Source organism: Corynebacterium sp. HMSC076D02 (assembly GCF_001813815.1).
Lineage (GTDB): Bacteria > Actinomycetota > Actinomycetes > Mycobacteriales > Mycobacteriaceae > Corynebacterium > Corynebacterium simulans.
Genome location: NZ_KV814043.1, coordinates 333,391 through 360,301 on the forward strand (window position 1 = coordinate 333,391; position 26,911 = coordinate 360,301).

Consider the following 26,911-nt stretch of genomic DNA (forward strand, 5'->3'; position numbering starts at 1 on the left):
TTGTGCGGTCGTTGACCCTCGACAAGAATCTGATAACGGATCCTGGGAGGGTAACGGCCGGCTCAACCAACACTTTTTGCAAGTGCAAGTTCAGCCAACCGCTACCCAACCAGTTGCCTCACGCGGGAGAAAAGCTGCAAGCTCTTGCCCCGCCCCGCAACTGGAATCTACTGGCAAAGACTACCAGCCGTATGCGGGGCTGAAGCGTGAGGGGGTGGCGATTGCCTTAAGGCTAGTTAGGCCTTGTTGCCGGTGCGCTCTTCGATGATCTCGGTTGCAACGGAGGAAGGAACCTCAGCGTAGGAATCGAAGACCATGGTGAAGTTTGCGCGGCCAGCGGTGGAAGAACGCAGGTCGCCGATGTAACCGAACATCTCGGACAGCGGAACCTTTGCCTTGACAACCTTTGCGCCGGAGCGGTCTTCCATAGCGAAGACCTGGCCACGACGGGAGCTGATGTCACCGTTAACGGTGCCCATGTACTCCTCAGGGGTAACAACCTCAACGGCCATGACCGGCTCAAGAAGGACTGGCTTTGCCTTAGCAACAGCTTCCTTCAGAACCTGGGAGCCAGCGAGCTTGAAGGCCATCTCGGAGGAGTCGACGTCGTGGTAAGCGCCGTCCTCGAGGGTTGCCTTGATGTTAACCAGCGGGAAGCCAGCGAGGTAGCCGTACTGCATTGCGTCCTGGATACCAGCGTCGACGGAAGGGATGTACTCCTTCGGAACGCGACCACCGGTGACGGCGTTCTCGAACTTGTAGGTTGCGGACTCGCCCTCCTCCAGCGTCTCTGGGTCCGGGTTGTAAGGCTCGATGGTGACGATGACCTTTGCGAACTGACCAGAACCACCGGTCTGCTTCTTGTGGGTGTAGTCCAGGGACTGAACCGTCTTGCGGATGGTCTCGCGGTAAGCAACCTGTGGGTTACCGATGTTTGCCTCGACCTTGAACTCGCGCTTCATACGGTCAACCAGAACGTCGAGGTGGAGCTCGCCCATGCCGCCGATAACGGTCTGGCCGGTCTCTTCATCCAGCTCGACGGTGAAGGTTGGGTCCTCAGCAGCGAGCTTCTGGATAGCGGTACCCAGCTTCTCCTGGTCAGCCTTGGTCTTTGGCTCGATGGAAACCTTGATAACCGGCTCCGGGAAGTCCATGGACTCGAGGATGATTGGGTTGTCCTTGTCGCACAGGGTGTCGCCCGTGGTGGTTTCCTTCAGGCCGATAACTGCGTAGATGTTACCTGCGTCAGCCTGCTCAACAGGGTTCTCCTTGTTGGCGTGCATCTGGAACAGCTTACCGATGCGCTCCTTCTTACCCTTGGTGGAGTTGAGCACCTCGGTGCCTGGGAAGACCTGGCCGGAGTAAACGCGAACGAAGTTCAGCTGGCCGAAGAACGGGTGTGCAGCAATCTTGAAGGACAGTGCGGAGAACGGGGAAGAAACAGCCGGCTTACGAGTAACCTGCTCTTCCTCGTTGCCAACAGCGTGGCCAATGACCTCGCCGACGTCCAGCGGGCTCGGAAGGAAGTCAACGACTGCGTCGAGCAGCGGCTGAACGCCCTTGTTGCGGTAAGCGGTACCACACAGAACCGGGTAGATCTCGGAGTTGATGGTCATCTTGCGGATTGCTGCCTTGATCTCGTCAAGGGTCAGCTCCTCGCCGCCGAAGTACTTCTCCATAAGCTCTTCGTCAGACTCAGCAACAGCCTCGAGCAGCTTCTCGCGGTACTCTTCAGCCTTCTCCTGCAGGTCAGCAGGGATCTCCTCGATGGTCGGTTCAGCACCGGTCTCGACCTTGCCGCGCCAAGTGATGGCACGCATGTTCAGCAGGTCAACAACACCGTCGAAGTCGTCCTCAGCGCCGATTGGCAGCTGCAGAACCAGTGGCTTAGCGCCGAGGCGATCGATGATGGTCTGAACGGTGAAGTAGAAGTCAGCGCCCAGCTTGTCCATCTTGTTGACGAAGCAGATACGCGGAACGTCATACTTAGCAGCCTGACGCCACACCTGCTCGGACTGTGGCTCAACGCCTTCCTTGCCGTCGAAGACAGCAACAGCGCCATCCAGGACACGCAGGGAACGCTCGACCTCAACGGTGAAGTCAACGTGCCCCGGGGTGTCGATGATGTTGATCTGGTTGTTGTCCCAGAAACAGGTAACAGCAGCGGAGGTAATGGTGATACCGCGCTCCTTCTCCTGCTCCATCCAGTCAGTGGTGGATGCGCCATCGTGCGTCTCGCCGACCTTACGGTTAATACCGGTGTAGAAGAGAATACGCTCGGTGGTGGTGGTCTTACCAGCATCGATGTGAGCCATGATGCCGATGTTGCGGACCTTGTGAAGGTCCTTAAGCACTTCTTGTGCCACGGTTTTACCCCAACTTATTTATCGTGGACGCTTCGCGCCGGTTCCCCGCTTTCAAAGCGAGGTTCCAGCACCAATCCGTCCGCATGGATAGGTCTTTATTAATTTTGCCACGTCTCGGCCGTCTTAGCAGCCGCAGGGCTACTAAAACTTCCAGCGGTGCACCTTAATACACCTTTATGTAGCCCGCCTCCCCAAGCTAGCCGTCTGCCCACAAGGAGAAGACACCAGCTTAGAAAAATGGCCCGAGCAACGATATGAAGTTATGTTTGCAGTTTCAACCGCAGAAAGCGGGTGGAACTGTTCAGCAAAACTATTACGTTGCTCGGACCATAGGCATACGCTGGAAAATTACCAGCGGTAGTGTGCGAAGGCGCGGTTTGCCTCAGCCATCTTGTGGGTATCTTCACGACGCTTCACGGAAGCACCAAGACCGTTGGATGCATCCAGGATCTCGTTAGCGAGACGCTCGATCATGGTGTTCTCACGACGCTGGCGGGTGAAAGTCACCAACCAACGCAGAGCGAGGGGGTTAGCGCGAGCCGGCTTAACCTCAACTGGCACCTGGTAGGTAGCACCACCGACACGGCGGGAGCGAACCTCGAGGTCCGGGCGGATGTTGCCCAGAGCCTTCTCCAGGGTGCCGACTGGGTCGGTACCGGTCTTCTCACGGCAAGCCTCGAGTGCACCGTAGACGATGCGCTCTGCGGTGGACTTCTTGCCATCGAGGAGGATCTTGTTCACGAGCATGGTGACCTGCTCGGAGTTGTATACCGGGTCCTTAACTACAGGACGCTTCGGAGCAGCATTCTTACGCATTGTTGATTACTGTCCCTTCTTTGCACCGTAGCGGGAACGAGCCTGCTTGCGGTCCTTAACGCCCTGGGTATCCAGTGCGCCACGGATAATCTTGTAACGAACACCCGGGAGGTCCTTAACACGACCGCCGCGGACGAGCACCATGGAGTGCTCCTGCAGGTTGTGGCCCTCGCCTGGGATGTACGCGGAAACCTCGATACCGGAGGTCAGGCGAACACGAGCGACCTTACGCAGTGCAGAGTTCGGCTTCTTCGGGGTGGTGGTGTAAACGCGGGTGCAAACGCCACGACGCTGAGGGGAGCCCTTCAGCGCTGCGGTTGCGACCTTGGAGCGCTTATCATGGCGGCCCTTACGGACCAGCTGCTGAATAGTTGGCATAAATCTAGTCTTTCTGTATGACTTCGGCTGAACTGACCGATGCTGCCCAAACACGCAAAAATAGGGGCTCTTTTCCGGGGCCCTTCCGCATGTCCAGAACATCAATCAGCCATTCAAGCCGATTAATCGATCAGACTTTTCGCCCTACATGAAGGCGAAACCTCTTCGAACAATAGCAGCGACACGCAAAACATCCAAATTCCATCTACCTGGCTATTCTTTCCATCACCGCAGGCAGTCAATTACGCAACGCTTGACGACGCCACACCCCACCCAAGCCCGCCTGTGACAAATTCCCCGGAACTTTGATCCCCACCCAAAATCGGGCATTAGGCGAGGCCTATAGGGACAACAATCACATCCACTAAATAGGCACACGCCCCGTCGGCGTTTCAACATTCGAACCACTATATATAGAAACGATAAACCCATTAGTGCGAATATCTTGTGTTTTAGTTGCTCGCCCCGGCAGAAATTACAGCTATGTTATTTCGTGTCGCCCGGCGCTGCGTGGTGGCTTTTTGGCATCCCGGCTTGCCGCAAGTCCTCCCACATGACTGCAGTTGCCACCTAATTCCCCACATACACGCCTGGGCATGCCATCAGAGCTGGAAAGGCAGCGAGCTTTTCGCTGTACCAGCGCTCCATTTTCATAACGAAGGGAAGAACTACATGGGTTCACGGACCATTAACGTCGCAGATTCCATCGAAGAGTACTTGAGCCGGCGCGATTGGCGCATCAACGCCAATGCCAATCAGGATTTCTCGCTAGGAGGGTTGATTCTTAACAACGCTGGCAAAGTAACCGCCAATTACTGGCTAGATGAGGTCTTTACGCCAGCCGCGGGAAATGCACACCGAGCCGGTGATATTCACATCCATGATCTAGACATGCTCAGCGGCTATTGCGCTGGCTGGTCACTGCGCCGAGTTCTAGAAGAGGGATTCGGTGGCGTTCCAGGCACTATCGCTTCAGCACCACCGAAGCACTTTTCCTCCGCGTGCGGACAGATCGTCAACTTCCTGGGCACTCTGCAAAACGAGTGGGCAGGCGCGCAGGCCTTCTCCAGCTTCGATACCTACATGGCGCCTTTCGTGAGGCTGGATAGCCTCAGCTACGGCCAGGTGCTCCAGCACATGCAGGAGTTCATCTTCAACTTGAACGTGCCTTCCCGCTGGGGCACGCAGACGCCATTTACAAACCTCACTTTCGATTGGCACTGCCCTGCCGACTTACGCGACCAGGTACCGCTCATCGGCGGCGAGCCCGTCGACTTCTGTTACGGCGACTTGGAGGCGGAGATGGTCATCATCAACCGTGCCTTCATCGAGGTGATGTCCGCCGGCGACGCGGACGGTAGGCCTTTCACCTTTCCTATCCCCACCTACAACATCACCCCGGACTTCGATTGGGACAGCGAGAACGCCGAGGCGTTGTTTAGTATGACCGCGAAGTACGGGCTGCCCTACTTCCAGAACTTCCTCAACTCTGATCTAGACCCAGGCATGATTCGTTCCATGTGCTGCCGGCTGCAGCTGGACCTGCGCGAGCTATTAAAGCGCGGCAATGGCTTGTTCGGCTCGGCCGAGTTGACCGGCTCCATCGGCGTGGTCACGCTCAACTGCGCACGCCTGGGCTACCTCTACCGCGGCGACGAGGAGGCGCTATTGGCGCGCGTCGCAGAGCTGGTAGATCTCGGCGTCGACACGCTCGAGCGCCGCCGCGCCTTTGTTAACGAGTGCTTGGACAAAGGTCTTTTCCCCTACACCAAGCGTTGGCTACCCAGCTTGGATAACCACTTCTCCACCATCGGGGTCAACGGCTGCAACGAGATGATCCGCAACTTCACTTCCAATGCCTACGATCTCACCGATACGCGCGGCCACGCACAGGTTCTGCGTCTGCTCGAGCGGGTTCGCGCACTGCTTGTCGACGCCCAGGAGAAGACCGGGCACCTTTATAACCTCGAGGCTTCACCCGCCGAGGGCGCTACGTACCGCTTCGCCCGCGAAGATCTGAAGCGTTATCCAGACATACTGCATGCCGGCACCGCAGAAGAACCGTATTACACCAATTCCTCGCAACTGCCCGTCGCGCACACTCCCGATCCTTTCACCGCACTTGCAGCCCAAGAGGACCTGCAGACCCAATACACCGGCGGAACGGTGCTGCATCTCTACATGGGTTCGGCGATGTCGACCGGCAAGGCTTGTGCGACCCTGGTGCGCCGCTCGCTGGAGAACTTCCGCCTGCCCTATGTCACCATAACGCCGACTTTCTCCATTTGTAGCTCCCACGGATACATATCCGGCGAGCATCCGCACTGCCCCGACTGCGGCTCCACCACCGAGATGTGGACGCGCGTGATGGGCTATTTCCGGCCAGTCTCTAGCTTCAACACGGGCAAGAAGGGAGAGTTCCATGAGCGCCAGTACTTCGACGAGAGGCTTGCGGCCAGCGTCTAAGACTGCACCTTCGTTGCAAGAGCCGAAGCTAAGTTCCAGAACGCAGCTGCCGATTGGAGGGCTTATCCCCTTCTCGGCTTCGGATTGGCCGGACCACCTGACCATGACGTTGTTCCTCAACGGCTGCCCGCTGCGCTGCAGCTACTGCCATAACCCGCAGCTGCAGGCCTTTGGGCCGGGAAACTATAGCTGGCAGGACGCGTTTTCCTTGCTATCCAAGCGCCGTGGGCTTCTCGACGGCGTAGTCTTTTCCGGCGGCGAGCCACTTTCCGCGCCCGGGCTGCCGCAAGCGATAGCCGAAGCCCACGCGGCTGGCTTTAAGGTTGGTCTCCACACGAGCGGATACCTGCCGAGCAGGTTGGAAAAGCTCGTGGATAACCCCCTGACGCGGCCAGAATGGATAGGCATCGATGTCAAGGCCTTGCCAGATGATCTGCCAAAGGTCACCGGCTGCAGCCGCGCCCAAGCGCAGCGGATGTGGGAGTCCTTTTATCTGTTGGCAGAAAACGCCCGGGCAGGGCGGCTAAAACTACAGGCCCGCACCACTTTGTGGCCCGGCTCCTGCATAGAGGCACGGCTTCCCGAGCTGGAAGAACGCGTTGCACAACAAGGACTTAAGCTCGTGCGCCAGTGGGCACACGACGTCGACAAGCACGGCGTCTACCGCGGGGCGGAAGCTACTGCCAAACCCACGTAAATTCGGCGTCGGTGGCGTGCTCGGAGAAGTAAACCTTCTCCTGTGCCTCCCAGGTCTCGAACCACTCTGCGTAGTCCGGATCTCGCTCGATGGCTCGCTCATAGCGCTTTTCGCGCGGGCCGTCGAGGCCCACCGTAATCACGGTGCCGCGCTCCTGAGCGGCGGCGATATTTTCTGGGGTAACCGCACCGACTCCCTCCACGATGAGATCGTCGCGTGCATCCAAGCTCGCCCACTCACCGGGCGCATTGGCTTCCCAATCCCAGCGCCAGTAGCCAGGATTGGTCCCGCGCAGCACCTGTTCGGCAACCATCTGGGAACCCTGCTCAAGCCCGTGCCAACCAGGATAGAACTCGTCCAGGTGCACCACACGCCAGCCTGCTCTATCGGCGAGGGCGGCGCAGGCCCACGTCTTGCCTGCTCCCGATGGCCCATCGATGAGCACCGTCACCGGCTTGAAAGGTTTCTTGCGCGTCGCGGCAGCCTTGATGACATCCTCGATGAGGCGGTCGAGCTGACTGTCGAAGTCCATGCTTCGTGGCCCTTTCGTCTTATAGACCGAAGAATCTCCAGGAATCTGTAACTACCGACGCTACCACCGGCACAGCTGCCAAAAGTGAACCGGCTAACATAATCAGCCAATCTATCCGGCTCACACGCGACTCGCGCGCCCACGTGCGCGCCGGCGAATACAACGGCGTGCGCCCGAAACCACGGGCCCCCATCGCCAACCCCAGCTTGCCTCCGCGGCGCAGCGCAACAACCAAGAGTCCGAAAGACATCGTGAGCAAGTGCTTGACCTTGCCGCGATCCCCCAATCCCCGCGCCCTCCGGGCACGAGCCATGGAATCCCAGTCGTCTCGAAACAGCGTCGCCATGCGCACACCAGCGACCGCGCCAATAACAAAACGCGAAGGCAGGCGAAGGTTCTGCGCCAGGGCGTCGCCTAAGCGTGTGGAATCAATGTCGCGCGCGAGGACAATCATTGGCAGCGCTACCGCGAGTACGCGCAGCATCATCGCCACCGAAAGGCGCACCGAGTTCTCCGAAACCACGATGAGCCAAAGCCGGAAGTAAACCTCCCCGCCCTCGGCGCCATACAGCAACATCGACACGCCAGACAGAGCGGCGAGGATAAACAGGAACCATCCGCTCCTTATGAGCTTTCCCCAGCTGACTCCACACAGCGGCGCAAATACGAAGGTGATGACCAAAGAAACCGCGGCGGAGACCCAATCCACCGAGAGAAACAACGGCAAGGTCAGCGCCAGCATAAGGTAAACCCGCGTCAATGGGTTTACGCCGGACAAGATATTAGGCACGTGGCACCTCCACGCGGTGGTCACCGAGAGCCGCGATGAAGAGGGGATCGTGGGTTACCGAGGCAATGGTCACTCCCTCATCGCTTAACTCGCGCAGCATCCACACCAGTTCCGCGAAGGTCTGCGGATCCTGGCCAAACGTCGGCTCATCAAGCAACAGCACCGCCGGCGCGCTGACCAATGCTGTGGCCACCGAAAGGCGCCGTTTCTCTCCGCCCGAAAGGGTGAAGGGATTGGCGCCAAGCAGCTGCCCCAAACGCAGGCGCTCTACTAGTTCCGCGATGCGCTTTTCTGGGATCTCCTCGCCCATCACTCGGGGTCCCACGCGCAGTTCATCGGCAACGCTGCGCGCAACGAATTGATGTTCTGGGTTCTGAAACACGTACCCAATGCGATGCGCGAGCTCCCGCGACTTCCACGTTGCCGGGTCTCCTTTAAGGCCGCGGCGCACGTGCTCGGCGACGCCCACCTCACCCGACGTATACGGCAACAGCCCGGCCATGGTTTCCAGCCAGGTGGTCTTGCCAGCACCATTAGGGCCAGTCACCACGGTCGAAGCTCCCGTAGGAAGCTCAAAGGTACGCGACGGGCCAAAACGAGTCAGCAGGTCCTTCGACCACATTGCTGGCTCAAGGCTGGATACGTCTTGTGGAACGCGAGCCTGCGGCAGCGTTGGCATCGCCTGGGCGCGTGCTTCCAGCACCTCGCCCATGGAAGCGTCAAGCGCAACCTGCCCATCCTCGATGAGTAGTCCGCGTTGCAGCAGGTGACGCCATCTATCTGGCTGGTGCTCAACCACGACGAGCGTGGCGCCGGTACGCTCCACCAGCTGGGTTACTGCGCGGACCACCGAATCGGCACCCTCTGGGTCGAGGTTCGCCGTGGGCTCATCCAGCAAGATCAGTCCTGCGCCCATCGCCATCACGCCCGCCAAAGCCAAGCGTTGCTTCTGGCCGCCGGAAAGCCGAGCGGTGGGATAGTCACGTGGAAGGTCAAGACCCACCAGCTCCAAGGCTTGGTCGACGCGGCGCCAAATCTCAGAGCGTTCGAGGCCAAGGTTCTCGCAGCCGAAAGCAACGTCGTCGCCCACTCGCGAGGAAATTACTTGGGAATCAGGATCCTGCAGGACCAGCCCCACTGGCATGCCTTCACCAGGCCACTCACCATTGCCCGCGGTATCAGCTCCGAAGAGCTGGATCTCTCCTACCTGCTCGCCTTCCTCGTCGCCGCCGAGCACTCCGGCAAGAGCCGCCAAGAGCGTGGACTTGCCAGAACCGGAGTCACCGCACAGCAGAATTCGTTCGCCGGGCTCGACGTGGAAAGCAACATCCCGCAGCGCCGGCTCTGCGCGCCCGGCATGAGTCCAGCCAAAACCTTTAACGCGGATGCCTGTTCCAGAAACCATTCTTGAAAATGCTTCTTAAGACTCGCGGCCTGCAGCAAAGCGGTCGAGCGCGCCAGTGGCCGCGAGCGCCTTGACCGTGAAGTAGCCCAGCACACCGGCGAGGATTGCGCCGGAGAGGCAGGTGCACACCAAGTAGATGATGTTGTATTCAACGGAACGGGCTAGGTGGCCGGCAGTGAAGAGCTCCAAAGTCCATGCACCGACGCCGGCGGCTAGGCCAGCGATGGTGGCAACAAGCAGGTTAAATGAACGGTAGGCAAAAATGGCGAAGACGATCTCCACGCCGATGCCCTGGGCAATGCCAGAGAGCAAGGTTGCCGCGCCCCACTGGGAGCCAAGAGCGGCGGAGACGCAGGCAGCGAGCAGCTCCACAAAGAGCGCCGCACCTGGCTTGCGGATGATAAGCCCACCGAGCACGCCTCCCAGCAACCAGATGCCAGAGACCAAACCGCCCAGTCCAGGGGTAAAGGCATCGAGAGCCTCGTAGCCGGCATAGCCCGCGGTGTTCCAGAACAAGAAAATCAGGCCACACGCCACTGACAAGACCGCGGCCACGACGATGTCGACGACGCGCCAGCGGCGGTTGGGCTTTCCAGCCTTGTGCGCAGTGCGTGCCGAAGATGCAGGTGTAGTAGACATTTTCCTCCCTCGCGCCGGTATTACCCGGATCAGGTGCAACGGTTCCCCATATGTGGGGGTCTCAGCCTTCTCCCGCGCAAACTGCTGCGTTTGTTGTTCCTGAGTTTCGGTCTAAGGAGGGAGAAAGCACCCGTGTTCGCTGTGTAATTAGATGACTTCGTCAATTTGGACCCACTAATGCTAGCAAAAGTAAAAGGCCCCATGCCTAAAAGCATGGAGCCTCTCAAAGCCGCAGCGTTATACCCAGAAAGCTGGGACATCGCGCGGGGGTGGACTTAGAACGTGAAGTCCTCATCCAGCGGGACGGATGCGCCGGTGAACTCACCGAATCCATCGTCGCCGTAGATGGAATCGCCGTAAGTCGGGATCGAGTACGCAGCGTTGCGTGCGGCCTCGGTCGGCTTAACGGAGATGTTGCGGTAACGCGAGATACCGGTACCAGCAGGGATGAGCTTACCGATGATGACGTTCTCCTTCAGGCCAATGAGCTGATCGGAGCGCTTGTTAATAGCGGCGTCGGTAAGCACGCGCGTGGTCTCCTGGAAGGAGGCCGCGGACAGCCAGGACTCGGTAGCCAGCGATGCCTTGGTGATACCCATGATCTCGGAGCGCAGCTGAGCTGGCTCGCCGCCCTCGGCAACCTGTGCGGCGTTGACCTGCTTGGCCTCAGAGAGGTCAACCAGAACGCCCGGCAGGTAGTCGGTGGAGCCGGAGTCAATGACGGTACCGCGACGCAGCATCTGGCGGATGATGATCTCGATGTGCTTGTCGTGGATGGCAACACCCTGGGTACGGTAAACGGCCTGCACCTCGTCGATGAGGTGCTTCTCGACGCCGCGGCGACCGAGGACCTCGAGGACGTCGTGCGGATCAGCCGCACCACGCATCAGGCGCTCGCCGGTGGTGACGTGGTCACCGTCGCGCAGGGAACGCTCGATCATTGCGTCCGGGTTGGACTCCATCGGGCGGCGGACCTGTGCCAGGCCCTGGCGCTTCGACAGCTTCTCGTAGACGACGTTGTCGGAACCGTCATCCGGAGTGATGGTCAGGGTCCAGAAGTTGCCCTCATCGGACAGGGACACGGTGCCGTCAACGGATGCGATCGGCGCACGGTTCTTCGGATTACGTGCTTCGAACAGCTCCTGCACACGTGGCAGACCGCCGGTAATGTCGCCACCGACACCACCCTGGTGGAACGTACGCATGGTCAGCTGGGTACCCGGCTCACCAATGGACTGTGCAGCCACGATGCCGACTGCCTCGCCGATGTCGACAAGCTGGCCGGAGGCCATGGACTTGCCGTAGCACTTCGCACAAACGCCGGCTGGGGTCTGGCAGGTAAGGACGGAGCGAACCTTGACCTCGGCGATGCCGGCAGCCAGGATCTTCTCGGTCAGTTCCTCGGTCAGGTCAGAGCCTGCCTCAGCAACGACGGTGCCATCTTCAGCCTTCACATCGGACGCGACAACGCGGCCGGATGCGGAAGTCTCCCACAGCTCGTGTTGAACCAGCTTGTCGCCGGCCCACTCGCCCAGCGGAACGCGGACGCCCTGGCGGGTGCCACAGTCCTCTTCACGGACGATGACGTCCTGTGCCACGTCAACGAGACGACGGGTGAGGTAGCCGGAGTCCGCGGTACGCAGTGCGGTATCGGCCAGGCCCTTACGGGAACCGTGCGAGTTGTTGAAGTACTCCAAGACCGACAGACCCTCACGGAAGGAGGTCTTAATCGGACGGGTGATGTAGTCACCCTTGGAGTTCACGACCATGCCCTTCATGCCGGCCAGGGTCCAGATCTGACGCATGTTACCCGCTGCACCAGACTTAACGATCATCGGAATCGGGTTGTCATCCGGGTAGAGATCCTCGACTGCCTTACCAACGGTGTCGGTAGCGTCCTTCCAGAGCTCAACCAGGCGGTCATAACGCTCACGCTCGGTCAGCGCACCCTGCTCCCAGTACTTGCGCTCGATGCGCTGTGCTTCCTTCTCGTAAGACTCGAGAACCTCGGTCTTATTCGGAAGGACCAGAACGTCGTCCATGGTGATGGTCACGCCAGAGCGGGTTGCCCAGTAGAAACCGGCATCCTTCATCTTGTCCAGAACCTGGGCAACGGTGATCATCGGGTACTTAGCAGCGAGGTCGTTAATGACGTCACCGAGCAGTACGGAGTTCTTGGCGCCGCCCTTACGAACCATGACGCCCTCGAGGTACGGGTAGTTCCACGGCAGCAAGTCGTTGAACATGATGCGGCCAAGGGTGGTCTGCGCCATCCAAGCCTGGCCCTTCTGCCAACCATCAGGGAACTGCTCAGCCTCGATCTCAGCCGGCGGACGCAGGTGGGAGATGCGGACCTTGATTGGTGCCTGCAGGCCCAGAACGCCGCGGTCGCGAGCCATGATGGCCTCGGCGTAGGAGGAGTAAACACCGGTTGCGGGGCCGTTTTCGGTCGCCTCGGTGTAGCGGCCCTCGCCGCCGATCTCGCCCTCTGCCTTGTCCATGGTCAGGTAGTAAAGACCGGTGACCATATCCAGACGCGGCATAGCTAGCGGCTTACCGGATGCCGGGGAAAGAATGTTATTGGAAGCGAGCATGAGGACACGAGCCTCAGCCTGTGCCTCTGCGGACAGCGGCAGGTGAACTGCCATCTGGTCACCGTCGAAGTCAGCGTTGAACGCCTCGCAAGCCAGCGGGTGCAGCTGAATTGCCTTACCCTCGACCAGCTTCGGCTCGAAGGCCTGGATACCCAGACGGTGCAGCGTAGGTGCACGGTTGAGCATAACCGGGTGCTCGGAAATAGCCTCTTCCAGAACGTCCCAAACCTCAGGGCGCTGGCGCTCAACCATGCGCTTTGCAGACTTGATGTTCTGTGCGTAGTCGTTTTCGACCAAGCGCTTCATGACGAAAGGCTTGAACAGCTCGAGAGCCATCAGCTTCGGCAAACCACACTCGTGGAGCTTCAGCTGCGGGCCGACGATAATAACGGAACGGCCGGAGTAGTCAACACGCTTACCCAGCAGGTTCTGACGGAAACGGCCCTGCTTGCCCTTGAGCAAGTCAGACAGAGACTTCAGCGGACGGTTGCCAGGTCCGGTGACCGGGCGGCCGCGACGGCCGTTGTCGAAGAGCGCGTCAACAGACTCCTGCAGCATGCGCTTCTCGTTGTTAACGATGATCTCAGGAGCGCCGAGATCGATCATGCGCTTCAGGCGGTTGTTGCGGTTGATAACGCGGCGGTACAGGTCGTTCAGGTCGGAGGTGGCAAAACGGCCACCGTCGAGCTGAACCATCGGGCGCAGCTCCGGCGGGATAACCGGGATCGCGTCCAGGACCATGCCTGCCGGGTCGTTACCGGAGCGCAGGAAGGCTGCTACGACCTTCAGACGCTTCAGCGCGCGCATCTTCTTCTGGCCCTTGCCATTGTTGATGACTTCGCGCAGCTCTTCGGCCTCAGCCTCGAGGTCGAAGTTACGGATAAGGGTCTGGATAGCCTCAGCACCCATGCCGCCGGTGAAGTAATCCTCGTAGCGGTCAACGAGCTCTTCGTAGATGGTCTCGTCGATGATCATCTGCTTCGGAGCCAGCTTCAGGAAGGTGTTCCAGATTTCATCCAGGCGTGCGACCTCGCGCTCGCCGCGCTCACGGATGTGCTGCATCTCCTTGTCAGCAGCGTTCTGGACCTTGCGGCGTGCGTCAGCCTTTGCGCCAGCAGCCTCCAGCTCAGCCAGATCCTGCTCGAGTTTGGCAGCGCGCTCTGCGATCTCAGACTCGGTGTCTTCCTCGACGTCCTTCTTCTCCAGAAGCATCTCTGCTTCAAGGGTGGACTGGTCGTTGTGGCGAGCCTCTTCATCAACAGAGGTGATGATGTTGGCTGCGAAGTAGATGATGCGCTCTAGGTCCTTCGGAGCAAGGTCCAGAAGGTAACCCAGGCGGGAAGGAACGCCCTTGAAGTACCAGATGTGGGTTACCGGAGCAGCCAGCTCGATGTGGCCCATGCGCTCACGGCGAACCTTGGACTTGGTGACCTCGACGCCGCAGCGCTCACAGATGATGCCCTTGTAGCGAACACGCTTGTACTTACCGCAAGCGCACTCCCAGTCACGGGTTGGGCCGAAGATGCGCTCGCAGAACAGGCCGTCCTTTTCCGGCTTCAGGGTGCGGTAGTTGATGGTCTCAGGCTTTTTAACCTCGCCCTTGGACCAACGGCGAATGTCATCGGCAGTGGCCAGACCGATGCGGAGCTCGTCGAAGAGATTTACGTCAAACACGTAATGTCTCCCTTTCATCCCCACGCGAGTGTGGGGAACGTTGATGGCTTTAAAAAATTCTCAAATAGTGTGCCCTGCTGGTAGCTCGGGGGCCACCAGCCAGGACCGTAAGCTCTCACGCTTGAGCTCAAGCGTGCTATGCGATGTCGGCGTCAGCGCGCTCGTCGCGCGAAAGGTTAATACCCAGCGACGGGCTATCCATGTCGTCATCGTCAGAGCCAGACAGCTCCATCGGCGTGCCGTCGGTGGAGAGAACCTCCACGTTCAGACACAGCGACTGCAGCTCCTTGAGGAGGACCTTGAAGGACTCCGGGATACCTGGATCCGGGATGTTGTCGCCCTTCACGATTGCCTCGTAGACCTTCACACGGCCGACGACGTCGTCAGACTTGATGGTCAGCAGCTCTTGCAGGGTGTAGGCAGCGCCATAAGCCTGCATTGCCCACACCTCCATCTCGCCGAAGCGCTGGCCACCGAACTGCGCCTTACCACCCAACGGCTGCTGGGTAATCATGGAGTAAGGGCCGGTGGAACGAGCGTGAATCTTTTCGTCGACCAGGTGGTGCAGCTTGAGCATGTACATGTAGCCGACGGAAACCGGGTACTTGTACGGCTCGCCAGAACGGCCGTCGAAAAGCTGTGCCTTGCCGTGCTCGTCAACCATGACGTCACCGTCGCGGTTCGGGCGGGAGGAAGCCAGCAGGCGGCCGATCTCCTCGTTGGAAGCACCGTCGAATACCGGGGTTGCGGTCAGGGAACCAGCCGGGACGTCGTAAAGCTCTTCCGGCAGGGTCTTGAGCAGCTCAGCGTTAGCTGGGTCATCAACGTCGACCTTCCAGCCGGCGTGTGCCAGCCAGCCAAGGTGGACCTCGAGGACCTGGCCGATGTTCATACGACGCGGAACACCGTGGGTGTTCAAGATGACGTCGACAGGCGTGCCGTCAGCCATGAATGGCATGTCCTCTGGCGGCAGGATCTTGCCCACGACACCCTTGTTGCCGTGACGGCCAGCGAGCTTATCGCCATCCTGGATCTTGCGCTTCTGAGCGACGTAAACGCGGATCATCTCGTTGACGCCCGGTGCCAGATCGTCGTCGTCTTCGCGAGAGAAGCGAGCAACGCCAATGACCTTGCCGTTCTCACCGTGAGGAACCTTCATGGAGGTATCGCGAACCTCACGTGCCTTCTCACCGAAGATGGCGCGCAGCAAGCGCTCCTCCGGGGTCAGCTCGGTCTCACCCTTCGGGGTGACCTTACCGACGAGAATGTCGCCTGCGCGAACGTCCGCACCAATGCGAACGATGCCTCGCTCATCCAGGTCGCGCAGAACATCGTCAGAGACGTTCGGGATCTCGCGGGTGATTTCCTCGGCACCCAGCTTGGTATCGCGAGCATCGATCTCGTGCTCCTCGATGTGGATGGAGGTCAGAACATCGTCCTCGACGATGCGCTGGTTCAGGATGATTGCATCCTCGTAGTTGTGGCCTTCCCAAGGCATGAAGGCAACCAACAGGTTGCGGCCCAGGGACATCTCGCCGTTGTGGGTACCCGGGCCGTCAGCCAGAACCTGGCCGGCCTCTACGCGCTGGCCCAGCTCGACGAGCGGGGTTTGGTTGTAGTTGGTGCCCTGGTTGGTGCGCTCAAACTTACGCAACATGTAGGTGTCACGCTGGCCCTCGTCATCCATGATGGTGATGAGATCAGCGGTGACGTTTTCTACAACGCCAGCCTTCGGGGTGATGATGAGGTCGCCGGCGTCGTATGCAGCGCGCTGCTCCATACCGGTACCAACGAAAGGTGCCTCGGAGCGCACCAGCGGCACTGCCTGGCGCTGCATGTTAGCGCCCATCAGCGCACGGTTAGCATCGTCGTGCTCCAAGAACGGAATCATGGCGGTTGCCACGGAAACCATCTGGCGTGGGGAAACGTCAACGTAGTCGACGCCGGAAGCGTCGGTAACTCCGATATCGCCGTCCTTCAGGCGGACCTCGATACGGGTGCCGACGATGGTGCCGTCAGCTTCCTTCTCGATTTCCGCCTGCGCAATTGCGTACTTATCTTCCTCATCAGCGGTGAGGTACTCGACCTCGTCGGTGACCTTGCCGTCAACAACCTTGCGGTACGGGGTCTCGATGAAGCCGAAAGCATTGACGCGAGCGTAGGAGGCCAGGGAGCCAATCAGACCAATGTTCGGGCCCTCCGGAGTCTCAATCGGGCACATACGGCCGTAGTGAGAAGCGTGCACGTCTCGGACCTCAATGCCAGCGCGCTCGCGGGACAGACCGCCTGGGCCCAGCGCAGACAGACGGCGCTTGTGGGTCAGACCAGACAGGGAGTTGTTGTGGTCCATGAACTGGGATAGCTGCGAGGTACCGAAGAACTCGCGGATAGCAGCAGAAACCGGACGCACGTTGATAAGGGAGGTCGGAGTGATGGACTCCGCATCCTGAGTAGTCATGCGCTCGCGGACGACGCGCTCCATACGGGACAGGCCAACGCGGACCTGGTTCTGGATGAGCTCGCCGACGGTACGCAGACGACGGTTACCAAAGTGGTCGATGTCGTCAGTGTGGATGGCGATGGTCTCGCCGTTCGGAGCGGTCATCTCACGCTCGCCTACGTGCAGGCGTACCAGGTACTCGAGGGTGACAGCGATGTCTTCCTCGGTCAGGGTCATCAGACCGTCGTGGTCACCGCCCAGACCCAGCTTGCGGTTGACCTTGTAACGGCCCACCTTTGCGAGGTCGTAGCGCTTTGCACGGAAGAAGGAGTTATCCAGCAGGGACTGCGCGAGCTCGCGGGTTGGCTGCTCGCCCGGACGCTGCTTGCGGTAGATCTCCAACAAAGCCTCGTCAGTGTTTGCCACACCATCGGACTCGAGGGTGGACATCATCAGCTCGGAGAAGCCGAAGCGCTCGCGGATCTGCTCCTCGGACCAACCAAGGGCCTTGAGCAGCACGGTTACCGGCTGGCGGCGCTTACGGTCGATGCGGACGCCGACGGTATCGCGCTTGTCGACGTCGAATTCCAGCCATGCACCACGGGAAGGAATCACCTTCACGGAGTGCAGCGGACGCTCGGTGGACTTATCGATGGTCTGATCGAAGTAGACGCCCGGGGAGCGAACGAGCTGGGAAACGACGACACGCTCGGTACCGTTAACGATGAACGTACCCTTGTCAGTCATCATCGGGAAGTCACCGATGAAGACGGTCTGAGACTTGATCTCCTGGGTGTCGTTGTTGATGAACTCTGCGGTCACGTACAGCGGCGCGGAGTAGTTGATGTCCTTTTCCTTGCACTCGTCGACGGTGTTTTTCACCGGCTCGAAGCGAGGCTCCGACAGGGACAGGGACATGTTGCCCGAGTAGTCCTGAATCGGAGACAGTTCCTCAAGGATGTCCTCGAGGCCGCTGGTGACGCGAGCCTCGGGACCGCGCTCAGCCTGCTCGCGCTCGCGCCACTCTGGCGAGCCGATCAGCCATGCGAAGGAATCGAGTTGTAGATCGAGGAGGCCCGGGACGGCGATAGGCTCGTTGATTTTCGCGAACGAGTATCGCTTCGGGGCTCCAGGGATATTGGCCACTGACTTGGTCTGGCGGGAGACTGCCAAGATGGGTCCTTCCAGCACCTCACGCGGATTGCCTCCCCGCCCTGGCCGACGAGGTGCAAAACCGCTGGTAAATTTAGCATTCGGTCTGCTGTAGATTGTCTGGGTTCAGAAAGCACAAAATCACCTTGTCAAGTCGGTTTTGCCATCACCTACTTGAAAGGCTAAATGTGCACCGAAGATCCAGATTCCAGCGCAACGATATAGCTTATAGGAAAGTTCCCACCGTGTAAAGGCGAAATCAGCATGTTACTTGCGGCGGCGCTTCTGGAAGGCACCCAATGCCCCAGCCAAACCGATGAGAGTCAGCACCGCGCCTAGGCCCAAGACGGCCCAGCGAACCATGGTGGCAAAGGCGGGCTTTGGGAATTCCGCGGCTTGTGCGAGGAAGGCGGCACGATCCTCGTCAGAGGTCTTGCCCTCGAACATGAATTGGGTTTCGCGGCCGGCACCACTGCGGTCTCCCCAATAGTCATCGATGGCCACGTCCATTCCTACCACCATGCCGGTTACCTGATCGACGTAGAAGTCGCGTGTCGCCTTGTGGAATAGGTAACCCTGCTCGGTCGAATCATCTTCATTGTGCAAGGTGGTAGTGGTCTGCCCTGGGTACAAGGTCGCAAGATTAGTCGGCTCAACTTCTTGATGGAAGCGATAGACGGTGCGCCCCTGGATTTCCATCTCCTCCTCGAAGACGGCATCGGCAGCCTTGCGCAGATAGGGGTCAAAGACTGGGTACGTAGTCTGCTCGGTTGCTGCCGGGAACTTTAGCCACACACCATCGACGGTGACCTGCGCGGTAGGGCTGCCCAGGGTGTGGGTAAGGGAGGCGTCGCCAAGCGCGTCACCGCTCAGGCGGTCCATGGAGTAGCTCCACACGCGCGCCATGGAAAGATCCTCCACCTTGCCGCTATCGCCGCGCATGGCCGACTCACCGATGCGGAGCGTGGCCTGCTCTTCATCTGAAGGATCTTGAATGTCCATGTTGAGCTGATAAGTCATTGGCCCCTCGTAAGGACTCGTGCCCTCCCCTGTCACTACCTGAGACTTGGCGGAATCGTCGTGCAGGGTCCAGGTGGTGTGCTGCAAATCCAAAGGCATGCGCGGTTCGAAGCTCAAGAACTTCGGCGCCGCGATACCTGCAGCCATTAGCGCAACGCCGAGGCCTAGAAGCAGGACAGAAAAGATTCGGGACTTGGGCAGCATGGTGGATTATTCTACAGGTCGCGGGCGCGGAGACTGGAATCTGCACGCGGGGCGGGGAAGGACAAACACCTCCAAAACGGGAACAACCCCGTCTCCCAGCGGGAAACGGGGTTGTAAGCCAAGTAAAATTACTTGAGCTCGACAGAAGCGCCAGCCTCTTCCAGCTTAGCCTTAGCAGCCTCAGCATCGTCCTTGGAAGCACCCTCGAGGATAGCCTTCGGTGCGCCCTCAACGAGCTCCTTAGCTTCCTTCAGGCCCAGGCCGGAGACGATCTCGCGGACAGCCTTGATGACGCCGATCTTCTTTGCGCCAGCGTCGGTCAGAACGACGTCGAACTCGTCCTTCTCTTCCTCAGCAGCGCCACCAGCAGCCGGTGCGCCTGCAGCTGCAACTGCAACCGGAGCAGCAGCCTCAACGTCGAAGACCTCTTCGAATTCCTTAACGAACTCGGAGAGCTCGATGAGGGTCATTTCCTTGAAAGCTTCAATGAGCTCGTCCTTGGTGAGCTTAGCCATGATGGCCATCCTTTCTTTTGGGCTGGCATGCAACCCAGATTGTGTTTGTGTTGATTTTTATGCGCCTTGATTGGCGACTTTAAGCCTCGGCAGACTTCTTGTCCTGCAGGGCCGCAGCGGTGCGGACCATCTTGGTAGCAGGAGCGTTGAATGCAGCCGCAGCCTTTGCCATAGAACCCTTCATAGCGCCGGCAAGCTTTGCGAGAGTGGTCTCGCGGTTGTCCAGCTCGGCGATGGCAGCAACCTGCTCTGCGGACAGAGCGTTGCCATCCATGTAGCCGCCCTTGACGACGAATGCCTTGTTGTCATCAGCGAACTTCTTGATGACCTTAGCGGCATCCACTGCCTCACCCTTGATGAACGCAATTGCGGTCGGGCCAGTCAGCTTATCGTCAAGACCTTCGATGCCAGCCTCGTTAGCGGCGATCTTGAAGAGGGTGTTCTTGGCGACGGAGTACTCAACGTCAAAGCCGAGGTTGTTACGCAGCTCCTGGAGCTGAGAAACGGTCAGGCCGCGGTACTCGGTCAGCACGATAGACTCAGCGCCAGCGAGCTTCTCCTTGAGCTCCGCGAGATCTGCGGTGTTCTTCGGGTTTGCCATGTTCTACTTCGCCTCCTTTCGAAACATCTCTGTGATTTTCCGTCGAGACATCTTCAATAAAAAATGCCCCGTGCAAGAGCACAGGGCGCGCAGCATAAGAGAATGCCGCGATTAATCGCAAAGTGTCTCCTGCGTGGGCCGTCCCCTAGGATGAGGAACCTTCGATCCGGACTCCCGGATGACCGACGGTCTTCGGTGAACTTTGACTCGACCTTTCAGGCCGTTCAAACTTCGCTAGGAACTATACAAGCCACGCTAGCCAACTCCAAATCGCGGCTCTCGGGGCTTCCTTCTCCCTGTTTCACCCAACGAGAATTCTTAGTCCCTGAGCACCCCGCGCGGAACGATGACGGGGGCGTCGCTTCGCGGGTCATCCCAGATCTCGACGTCGATGCCATAGGCGGCTGCCAGCACTTCTTTCGTCAACGCCTGCTGGGGAGTTCCCTGCGCGATGACCTCGCCGTTGTTCATGACCACCATGGTGTCGGAGTACTGGCCGGCCAGCATGAGATCGTGCAGCACAACGACCACCGTTTTCCCGGCGTCGGCCTGTTTGCGCACGAGCTCCAAAACGCTCATGGCGTGGGCTGGGTCGAGGAAGGTTGTGGGTTCGTCGAGAAGCAGCACTGGCGTGTCCTGCGCCAGAGCAAGCGCCAGCCACACCCGTTGGCGTTGGCCACCCGAGAGCGCCGCGATATCACGGTCGATGAAGTCCGTAATGCCCGTCTCCACGCAGGCCTGCGCGATGATGTCGCGGTCCTTCGCAGACAGTCCCCGACCGCGGCCCAGGTGCGGGTAGCGCCCGCGCGCTACAAGCTCGCCCACCCGCAGCCCGTCCGGCGCCGTCGGCTGCTGTGGAAGAAGCGCCACGTGGGTAGCTGCTTCTTTCGGGCTCATGCCATGTACGTCTAGCTCGCCGATATGCACGCTCCCCTGCCGCGGGCGAAGAATTTTAGACAAGGTCTTCAGCAACGTGGACTTGCCGCAGCCATTAGGCCCAATGAGCGTGGTGATTTCACCCGGGTGGGCCACCAAGTCAACGCCGGACAGGATGTCGTCCCCGTCCTTATAGCCGGCATGGATACCGGTGGCCGTAATTTCTCTGTCTTTCACTAGCTTTTATCCTCTCCGCCGTGCGGCATTCCACACCAAGATGACCAGGGCACATCCTCCGATGATGGAGGAGACTGCACCCACTGGAGCGTCCATTGGCAACGCTCCAGCAATCACAGCGCACGCACTCAACAAGGCGGCGCCAGCAGCGCAAGAAACCAACGGCACAGGCGTGGGCGTCCGGGCAACAATGCGCCCCACATGCGGGGCGAGAAGCGCGATGAAACCAATGGGGCCGGCCACGGATACAGTCACCGCGCAGATTCCCGTAGCAGCGACCAGCAGGAACGCGCGTGTTCGCGTGATGTTAACTCCGAGGGAAAGGGCCGAGAGATCATCATGCGCAAGAAGTGGCAACTCCCTGGCACACCACAGACCAAGCACCACGAAAGGAGTCAACCCCACGAGAAGAGGAGCAATGACCTCCATCCGCACGAAGCCCGTGGTTCCCGCCAGCCACAGCTGCGATTGCGCCGCGCGAAGGAGCTCGGCGGCGCGCAAGAGATACGCCACCAGCGCTTGAAACAGCAGCGAGAGCGCGATTCCGACGATAACGATGCGGTTGCTCGTGCCGATTCCCCCAAGCGCTACCAGCAGGATGGCTGCTAGCACGGCACCCAGCAACGCGAGCCCGACCCGCCACCAGAACATGGAGAGCCCTTCGGCAAGCACAGGCCGGGAGAGCACCGTTCCGAGGACCACCATGACGGACGCACCACCAGTCACGCCAAGGATATCGGGAGAGGCCAGCGGATTGCGCGACATTGATTGCGTCCACGACCCTGCCAGGCCGAGCGCGGCACCCACGATGAGGGTCGCTAGCGCTACCGGCATGCGCAGGTCCCAGACAACCCGAATCTCGCTTCGGCTTCCCCCGCCGTTGAGAACCTCGAGAACCTGCCCCGGGCTCAAGGCCACAGGGCCCTGTCCCAGCAGGAGGACATAGGAGCTTGCCGCGACCAGCACAAAGAAACAGGTGGCTCCCCATATCCATGCCCGGCGCTGCCGCTCGTGGGAACGCAGATGCTTGACGACGTCCCCCTTCAGCAACCCACTCATAGCGTGCGCTCCCCGCGGTGTACGGCCCAGATGAGGAATGGTGCGCCCACAAAGGCCAAGACGATGGACATTTCCAACTCTGAGGGACCTGCGATGAGGCGGCCCAGAATATCCGCAGCGAGTACGGAGCAACCACCGAGCAATGCGGCAGGAGCAATCATCGCGGTAACTTCTGGCCCCGTGAACCGGCGCAGAAGATGGGGGATGGCAAAGCCAACGAAGGCAATGGGTCCCGTCGCCGCGGTAGCGCATCCTGCTAGCACAACGATGCTCAAGGCCGCGCCGCGCCGCGCCAGCGCGGGAGAGCCGCCTAGGGCAACCGAGGATTCCTCCCCCATTGCTAGAAGATCGAGCGGGCGCGCCACACGTGCGGCGATTATAAACCCGATGAACAATCCGGCACCTGCGATGGCGACATCCTCTGGGCCGCGCCCAAACGTGGAGCCGATGGTCCACCGGCGCATGCTGTCGAGAACATCCGTGGAGTACAGGCCGATCAACATGGCGCTAGAGCTCAAGGCAGCAGCAACGCCTGCGCCGACTAAGACCAGCGTCAGGGGATCCTGAAACCGCCGGGATACACCCAGCACTAATGCTGTGGCCAGGCCGGCGCCTACGAGGGCGAGCGCGGTGCGCACCCCGGTTGAGGTGGCGACACCTAGCGCCGTCCCGAGGGCAACCAGGAACGAAGCTCCCGCGGTGATACCGATGAAGCCCGGATCCGCCAAAGGGTTTCTAGTCCAGGACTGAGCGATAACACCCGATACAGCGATGGCAGCACCCGCGAAGTAGGCCACGAACGTGCGGGGAATACGCAAATCCCACACGATGTTCTCGATATCTGCTTCGCCCCCGTGGAGGAGGGCAGCGAACAGATCCGGAAACGGGATAGTCCTTGACCCCACTACCAGCGAGCACAGCAAAAGGAGGAGGGTCGACACAACTAGGGCCGTGGTGAGCAGTGCGCGGCTTCTTCCCCGCGAATCCAATGCGGCTGCTTCACCGCCGTGGCGCGCACCCGCAGCACCGTGGATAGCATCAGCCTTCCTCGGTAGTGCGAGCATTTAGAGCTTCTCTTCGAACTTGTCGACGGCCCACGGGATCGTCAGCGGGTTCGGAATGCTCATCGCATTGCCGGTGTCCGTGTCCAGGTAGCGAACGCGGCCATCCTTGACCACGTCGAGGCCTTGGAACGTGGAATCCTTCTTGAGTTCATCGACCGCGCCGTTGTAGTCCAAGACGAACAGGTAGTCCACGTTGTTGAGCTGGGAGTAGTTTTCCGGGGCATAGTCCACGAAGAAGCTGGAACCATCACCCTGCAATTCCTGCGGAATCTCAAAGCCGAGGTTCTCAATGAACTGGCCGCGGCCGTCCTCTGCTGTGTAGAGGCCCAGCTTCCCCTCATAGGGCATGACGATGGCTGCTCGCTTGCCCTGCAGCTCCGGGTGGGAGTCCTTGAACTGCTCGAAGGCGTCCTCCGCCTGGTCAATGAGCTTCTCCCCCTCCTCTTCCTTGTCCACGGCTGAGGCGATGGTCTTGACTTGTTCCTCCCAGGGAATCTGCCAGTCTTCGAAACCTTCGGGCTTCACGGTCAGCGGGGCGATATCCTCGAGGGATTTCTTCGCTTCCTGGTCCACAGCTTGGTTCACGGCGATGATCTGTGTGGGATCCGAGGCAGTGACCTGCTCAAGTACCTCTGCCGTGAAACCGGAAGCGGTGTTATAGATCACCTCGGGCTGGGCATCTCCCAGAAGCTCCTTCGCCCATGGGCCAACGCCGGAGCCATCACCGTCGCCTTGCGCACCCCATGGTGCTACGGCAACCGGAGTGATTCCGAGTGCCAGCACGGTATCGGCATCACCCAGCCCTAGGCTGGCAACGCGCACCTCCTCAGCGCTGTCCGCACCCGTACTGTCCTCGCCACTTCCGCGCGAGCACCCTGTCAGAGCAATCGCTGCCACTGAGACAATAGCGAGCACGCCTTTTGCGCGCCGGCTGATAGCAACCATGAAAACCTTTCCTTCAACGGGAACGAGCACGCAAGCATTCGCACCCCTAACCTATTTGAGGCTAGCCTACCCTTTGCTTTATGATGGATTCAAATTTCTCTTTTACCTAGGAACAGTTCCCTTGACGAATCACCGCTTATTGCCCGTTCCCCTCACCGGGAACACCCGCCTCAAGCCGCGGCTGCACCGTTTAACTTTTCACTCGCCGGCTTTTAGTGACTACCCCCTAGCCGGGCCTGACGAGTATTTTGGGCTCCTCATGCCCCAAGACGGGCAGAAGTTCTCCCCTCTCCCAGTCGAAGATGCCAATGTTCGTGCTGCCGTCAACGGATTGCCCGACGGCATACGCCCAGCATTGCGCTGGTACACAATTCGCAAGCTCAACCAAGAAGCGTGCACCATCGATGTCGACGTTGTGACCCATGGCGATAATGGCCCGGGCTCACGCTGGATCCTCAATGCCCACCCCGGGGATACCGCCGGAATATATACCGGGCAAGTGCGGTGGCAAGCGCCTAAGAAGTCACAACTATTGCTCGCAGATGCCTCTGCCCTTCCGGCGCTGTGGCACATCCTCGAGCACTACGAAGCCTTGTCACCGGAAACCTTGGGTGCAGTCGACGTCGTTGCCATGATCGCAGACGACGCTGAAGTTGAAGACGGCTTTGAGGAAACGTGGCGCGACAAGGTTCGCTCACTCGCCATGATCACCGCCCCGCACGAGGAACACAGCACGCGCGCTAGCCAGCTTCTTGGATCCCGATTCTCCGCGGATACAGCGCCGGATTCGGTGTGGGTGTCAGGCGAAGGAGACCTGGCCAAAGCAGTGCGCTCGATAGCCGTGCATGACTGGGGTGTACCGCGCGAAGACGTTATCTGGTCCGTGTACTGGATGAAAGGCAAGCCGCGGCCTTAATTCCTTCGCACGCATCTACGCTACATGGCAATCTCTCTGCCCGCTCACCGTGCATCCGTATGCTGGGATACCATGACCACCCTTGTTTGGTTTCGCGATGACCTGCGCCTTTGCGATAACCCCGCACTCACCTGGGCTGCTTCCCGGGGCGAGGTTGTTGCCTGCGTCCTCGACGAGCCTGCCTATCCAGGCTCGCGCCCGCTCGGAAGTGCGGCGGCGTGGTGGCGCGAGCGCTCCCTGGCACAATTGCGCACCCGTCTCGCCGAGCATGACATTCCACTGTTGCGCCTAGACGCTGATGCCCGCACGGCCATTCCCCGCCTTGCCCACCAGATTGGCCCAGATGCGGTGCTCTGGAACCGCCGCTATCACGTGCGGGATGTCGACGCAGCAGTAAAAGAGTCCCTCACCTCGTCCGGCATCGCTACTCACTCCTTTGCCGGCCACCTCCTCGTTGAGCCCACCGCCATCAAGCCTTATAAAGGCTACACTCCCTTCGCCCGCGCAGCACGCCAGCACCTTGATGACCATCCTCTCGGAGATCCCGTGCCCACCCCTGCGCTTAGTGGCCCAGGCGCGCAGGCCTTTGCCGAGCTTTCCGAGCCCTTCCCCGATGAAGCCCCGCTCCCTTGGCAACAGCGTCTCGCGGACTACTGGGACCCCGGCGGAATCGACACCTCCGGAAAGGACCCGCGCCCGCATCCCCTGCCGGAACTAGAAGCCTGGCGCACGGGCGAGACCGGCATTCCGCTTGTCGACGCCGGAATGCGCGAGCTCTGGCATACCGGCTACATGCATAACCGCGTGCGCATGGTGGTGGGCTCCTTTTTGACGAAGAACCTCGGCATCCACTGGCGCCACGGCGAAGAGTGGTTCTGGGACACGCTTGTCGACGCCGATCCTGCTTCCAATCCCTTCAATTGGCAATGGGTCGCTGGCTGCGGCGATGACGCCTCGCCGTTCTTCCGCATCTTCAACCCGCAGCTGCAAGCCAGCAAGTTCGATCCCGACGGCACCTACGTGCGCCAGTGGGCACCACCGCTTAGCCCACCGCCCATCGTGGACCTTAAGCAGTCGCGGCAAGCCGCCTTGGACGCATACCAGGAAATCTGCTAGGCCCGCCGCGTGTTCTAACACGGTCGTGCAAGACAGGCCGGCGAGACAACCGGAAAACATCGAGGGCCCCGGCCTTACGGCCGGGGCCCTCGATGTCTCTCTATGCGCTTTGGATATCGCTGCGGGTTCTCAAGCCGCTGCGCCCTGCAAAGCTCAGGGTGTTCTCTCTATCTCTCATGCGCCTCTCTCAAACGCACAACATAAGTATGGGGCATGGAACTTGCGAGACAATGAATTCAACCTGCAAGTCCCCTGTGCGTTCCTGCCAGTTTCCTGAAATTTAGAAAACGGCAAGGTTACAGCCGCCGAAATCGAGCGGAATAAGGGGTTAAAAGGCAAAAAGAATGCCCCAACCGCGACGCGGTCGGGGCGAACCATCAGCGGCGCTTAAAGCGAACCACTAACAGAA

General features: G+C 59.9%; 20 protein-coding genes and 1 riboswitch. Of the genes, 4 read left to right on the top strand and 16 right to left on the bottom strand.

Going from position 1 to position 26,911, the window contains the following annotated elements; all coding sequences use genetic code 11:
- Positions 1-236: 236 nt before the first annotated feature.
- The 3 genes from fusA to rpsL form a co-directional block, all read right to left on the bottom strand.
- On the bottom strand, positions 237-2,366 hold the full coding sequence (fusA, locus tag HMPREF2935_RS03905) for an elongation factor G (RefSeq protein ID WP_062035900.1): 2,130 nt from the start codon (positions 2,364-2,366) through the stop codon (positions 237-239).
- Between the two features lie 348 nt (positions 2,367-2,714).
- Positions 2,715-3,182: a 30S ribosomal protein S7 gene (rpsG, locus tag HMPREF2935_RS03910; protein ID WP_070518519.1), complete on the bottom strand. Its 468-nt coding sequence runs from the start codon at positions 3,180-3,182 to the stop codon at positions 2,715-2,717.
- Between the two features lie 6 nt (positions 3,183-3,188).
- Complete coding sequence (gene rpsL / locus HMPREF2935_RS03915; RefSeq protein WP_046646811.1) at positions 3,189-3,560, bottom strand: 30S ribosomal protein S12; 372 nt, start codon at positions 3,558-3,560, stop codon at positions 3,189-3,191.
- Positions 3,561-4,232: 672 nt separating this feature from the next.
- On the opposite strand from rpsL, the gene HMPREF2935_RS03920 reads away from it, so the two are divergent.
- A complete protein-coding gene (locus HMPREF2935_RS03920; RefSeq protein WP_070732043.1) occupies positions 4,233-6,026 on the top strand; it encodes a ribonucleoside triphosphate reductase in 1,794 nt (597 codons plus the stop codon).
- The gene (locus HMPREF2935_RS03925) at positions 5,983-6,723 is read left to right on the top strand and encodes an anaerobic ribonucleoside-triphosphate reductase activating protein (RefSeq protein WP_210400718.1); all 741 of its coding nucleotides are present in this window, start codon (positions 5,983-5,985) and stop codon (positions 6,721-6,723) included. Before HMPREF2935_RS03920 ends, HMPREF2935_RS03925 begins: the two co-directional genes overlap by 44 nt.
- Here HMPREF2935_RS03925 and HMPREF2935_RS03930 read toward each other — a convergent pair.
- The 13 genes from HMPREF2935_RS03930 to HMPREF2935_RS03990 all read right to left on the bottom strand — a co-directional run bounded on the left by HMPREF2935_RS03930 (position 6,704) and on the right by HMPREF2935_RS03990 (position 24,470).
- Entirely contained in the window at positions 6,704-7,255 is a 552-nt protein-coding gene (locus HMPREF2935_RS03930) for a nucleoside/nucleotide kinase family protein (RefSeq protein WP_062042310.1), read from the bottom strand. The two genes, HMPREF2935_RS03925 and HMPREF2935_RS03930, sit on opposite strands and share 20 nt — an antisense overlap.
- A gap of 19 nt (positions 7,256-7,274) precedes the next feature.
- On the bottom strand, positions 7,275-8,045 hold the full coding sequence (locus HMPREF2935_RS03935) for an energy-coupling factor transporter transmembrane component T family protein (protein ID WP_070732045.1): 771 nt from the start codon (positions 8,043-8,045) through the stop codon (positions 7,275-7,277).
- Positions 8,038-9,450 carry an ABC transporter ATP-binding protein gene (locus HMPREF2935_RS03940; protein ID WP_070732046.1) on the bottom strand — a complete coding sequence of 471 codons (1,413 nt, stop codon included), beginning with the start codon at positions 9,448-9,450 and terminating at the stop codon, positions 8,038-8,040. The genes HMPREF2935_RS03935 and HMPREF2935_RS03940 overlap by 8 nt, the downstream gene beginning before the upstream one ends.
- Before the next feature lie 15 nt (positions 9,451-9,465).
- Positions 9,466-10,089, bottom strand: a complete 624-nt coding sequence (locus HMPREF2935_RS03945) for an ECF transporter S component (protein ID WP_070732049.1) — start codon at positions 10,087-10,089, stop codon at positions 9,466-9,468.
- A riboswitch (TPP riboswitch) is annotated at positions 10,078-10,175 on the bottom strand. (Overlaps the previous gene by 12 nt.)
- Positions 10,176-10,364: 189 nt before the next feature.
- A complete protein-coding gene (locus tag HMPREF2935_RS03950; protein WP_070432540.1) occupies positions 10,365-14,357 on the bottom strand; it encodes a DNA-directed RNA polymerase subunit beta' in 3,993 nt (1,330 codons plus the stop codon).
- A gap of 136 nt (positions 14,358-14,493) precedes the next feature.
- A complete protein-coding gene (locus HMPREF2935_RS03955; RefSeq protein WP_070456866.1) occupies positions 14,494-17,988 on the bottom strand; it encodes a DNA-directed RNA polymerase subunit beta in 3,495 nt (1,164 codons plus the stop codon).
- A gap of 228 nt (positions 17,989-18,216) precedes the next feature.
- A complete protein-coding gene (locus HMPREF2935_RS03960; protein WP_070732051.1) occupies positions 18,217-19,173 on the bottom strand; it encodes a cell envelope lipid trafficking protein PgfA in 957 nt (318 codons plus the stop codon).
- 128 nt (positions 19,174-19,301) lie between these two features.
- Positions 19,302-19,688 carry a 50S ribosomal protein L7/L12 gene (rplL, locus tag HMPREF2935_RS03965; protein WP_061920813.1) on the bottom strand — a complete coding sequence of 129 codons (387 nt, stop codon included), beginning with the start codon at positions 19,686-19,688 and terminating at the stop codon, positions 19,302-19,304.
- Positions 19,689-19,767: 79 nt separating this feature from the next.
- A complete protein-coding gene (gene rplJ / locus HMPREF2935_RS03970; protein ID WP_062035921.1) occupies positions 19,768-20,289 on the bottom strand; it encodes a 50S ribosomal protein L10 in 522 nt (173 codons plus the stop codon).
- 318 nt (positions 20,290-20,607) lie between these two features.
- Positions 20,608-21,402: an ABC transporter ATP-binding protein gene (locus tag HMPREF2935_RS03975; protein WP_061920452.1), complete on the bottom strand. Its 795-nt coding sequence runs from the start codon at positions 21,400-21,402 to the stop codon at positions 20,608-20,610.
- A gap of 6 nt (positions 21,403-21,408) precedes the next feature.
- A complete protein-coding gene (locus HMPREF2935_RS03980) occupies positions 21,409-22,461 on the bottom strand; it encodes a FecCD family ABC transporter permease (RefSeq protein WP_070732053.1) in 1,053 nt (350 codons plus the stop codon).
- Positions 22,458-23,525 (bottom strand): FecCD family ABC transporter permease, encoded by a 1,068-nt coding sequence (locus tag HMPREF2935_RS03985; RefSeq protein WP_083313166.1) that lies wholly within the window; start codon positions 23,523-23,525, stop codon positions 22,458-22,460. Before HMPREF2935_RS03985 ends, HMPREF2935_RS03980 begins: the two co-directional genes overlap by 4 nt.
- Positions 23,526-24,470, bottom strand: a complete 945-nt coding sequence (locus HMPREF2935_RS03990; protein WP_062042331.1) for an ABC transporter substrate-binding protein — start codon at positions 24,468-24,470, stop codon at positions 23,526-23,528.
- Between the two features lie 139 nt (positions 24,471-24,609).
- Between HMPREF2935_RS03990 and HMPREF2935_RS03995 the strand changes: the two genes are divergently transcribed.
- Positions 24,610-25,386, top strand: a complete 777-nt coding sequence (locus HMPREF2935_RS03995) for a siderophore-interacting protein (RefSeq protein ID WP_246817781.1) — start codon at positions 24,610-24,612, stop codon at positions 25,384-25,386.
- A 72-nt stretch (positions 25,387-25,458) separates the two neighbouring features.
- Positions 25,459-26,502 carry a cryptochrome/photolyase family protein gene (locus tag HMPREF2935_RS04000; protein ID WP_083313167.1) on the top strand — a complete coding sequence of 348 codons (1,044 nt, stop codon included), beginning with the start codon at positions 25,459-25,461 and terminating at the stop codon, positions 26,500-26,502.
- The last annotated feature ends 409 nt before the right edge of the window (positions 26,503-26,911 follow it).

Bases quoted from the DNA above. Each gene is read 5' to 3' on its own strand.
- rpsG (WP_070518519.1), bottom strand. From the start codon at position 3,182: ATGCGTAAGAATGCTGCTCCGAAGCGTCCTGTAGTTAAGGACCCGGTA.
- rpsL (WP_046646811.1), bottom strand. From the start codon at position 3,560: ATGCCAACTATTCAGCAGCTGGTCCGTAAGGGCCGCCATGATAAGCGC.
- HMPREF2935_RS03920 (WP_070732043.1), top strand. From the start codon at position 4,233: ATGGGTTCACGGACCATTAACGTCGCAGATTCCATCGAAGAGTACTTG.
- HMPREF2935_RS03925 (WP_210400718.1), top strand. From the start codon at position 5,983: ATGAGCGCCAGTACTTCGACGAGAGGCTTGCGGCCAGCGTCTAAGACT.
- HMPREF2935_RS03930 (WP_062042310.1), bottom strand. From the start codon at position 7,255: ATGGACTTCGACAGTCAGCTCGACCGCCTCATCGAGGATGTCATCAAG.
- HMPREF2935_RS03940 (WP_070732046.1), bottom strand. From the start codon at position 9,450: ATGGTTTCTGGAACAGGCATCCGCGTTAAAGGTTTTGGCTGGACTCAT.
- HMPREF2935_RS03945 (WP_070732049.1), bottom strand. From the start codon at position 10,089: ATGTCTACTACACCTGCATCTTCGGCACGCACTGCGCACAAGGCTGGA.
- HMPREF2935_RS03960 (WP_070732051.1), bottom strand. From the start codon at position 19,173: ATGCTGCCCAAGTCCCGAATCTTTTCTGTCCTGCTTCTAGGCCTCGGC.
- rplL (WP_061920813.1), bottom strand. From the start codon at position 19,688: ATGGCTAAGCTCACCAAGGACGAGCTCATTGAAGCTTTCAAGGAAATG.
- rplJ (WP_062035921.1), bottom strand. From the start codon at position 20,289: ATGGCAAACCCGAAGAACACCGCAGATCTCGCGGAGCTCAAGGAGAAG.
- HMPREF2935_RS03980 (WP_070732053.1), bottom strand. From the start codon at position 22,461: ATGAGTGGGTTGCTGAAGGGGGACGTCGTCAAGCATCTGCGTTCCCAC.
- HMPREF2935_RS03985 (WP_083313166.1), bottom strand. From the start codon at position 23,525: ATGCTCGCACTACCGAGGAAGGCTGATGCTATCCACGGTGCTGCGGGT.
- HMPREF2935_RS03990 (WP_062042331.1), bottom strand. From the start codon at position 24,470: ATGGTTGCTATCAGCCGGCGCGCAAAAGGCGTGCTCGCTATTGTCTCA.
- HMPREF2935_RS04000 (WP_083313167.1), top strand. From the start codon at position 25,459: ATGACCACCCTTGTTTGGTTTCGCGATGACCTGCGCCTTTGCGATAAC.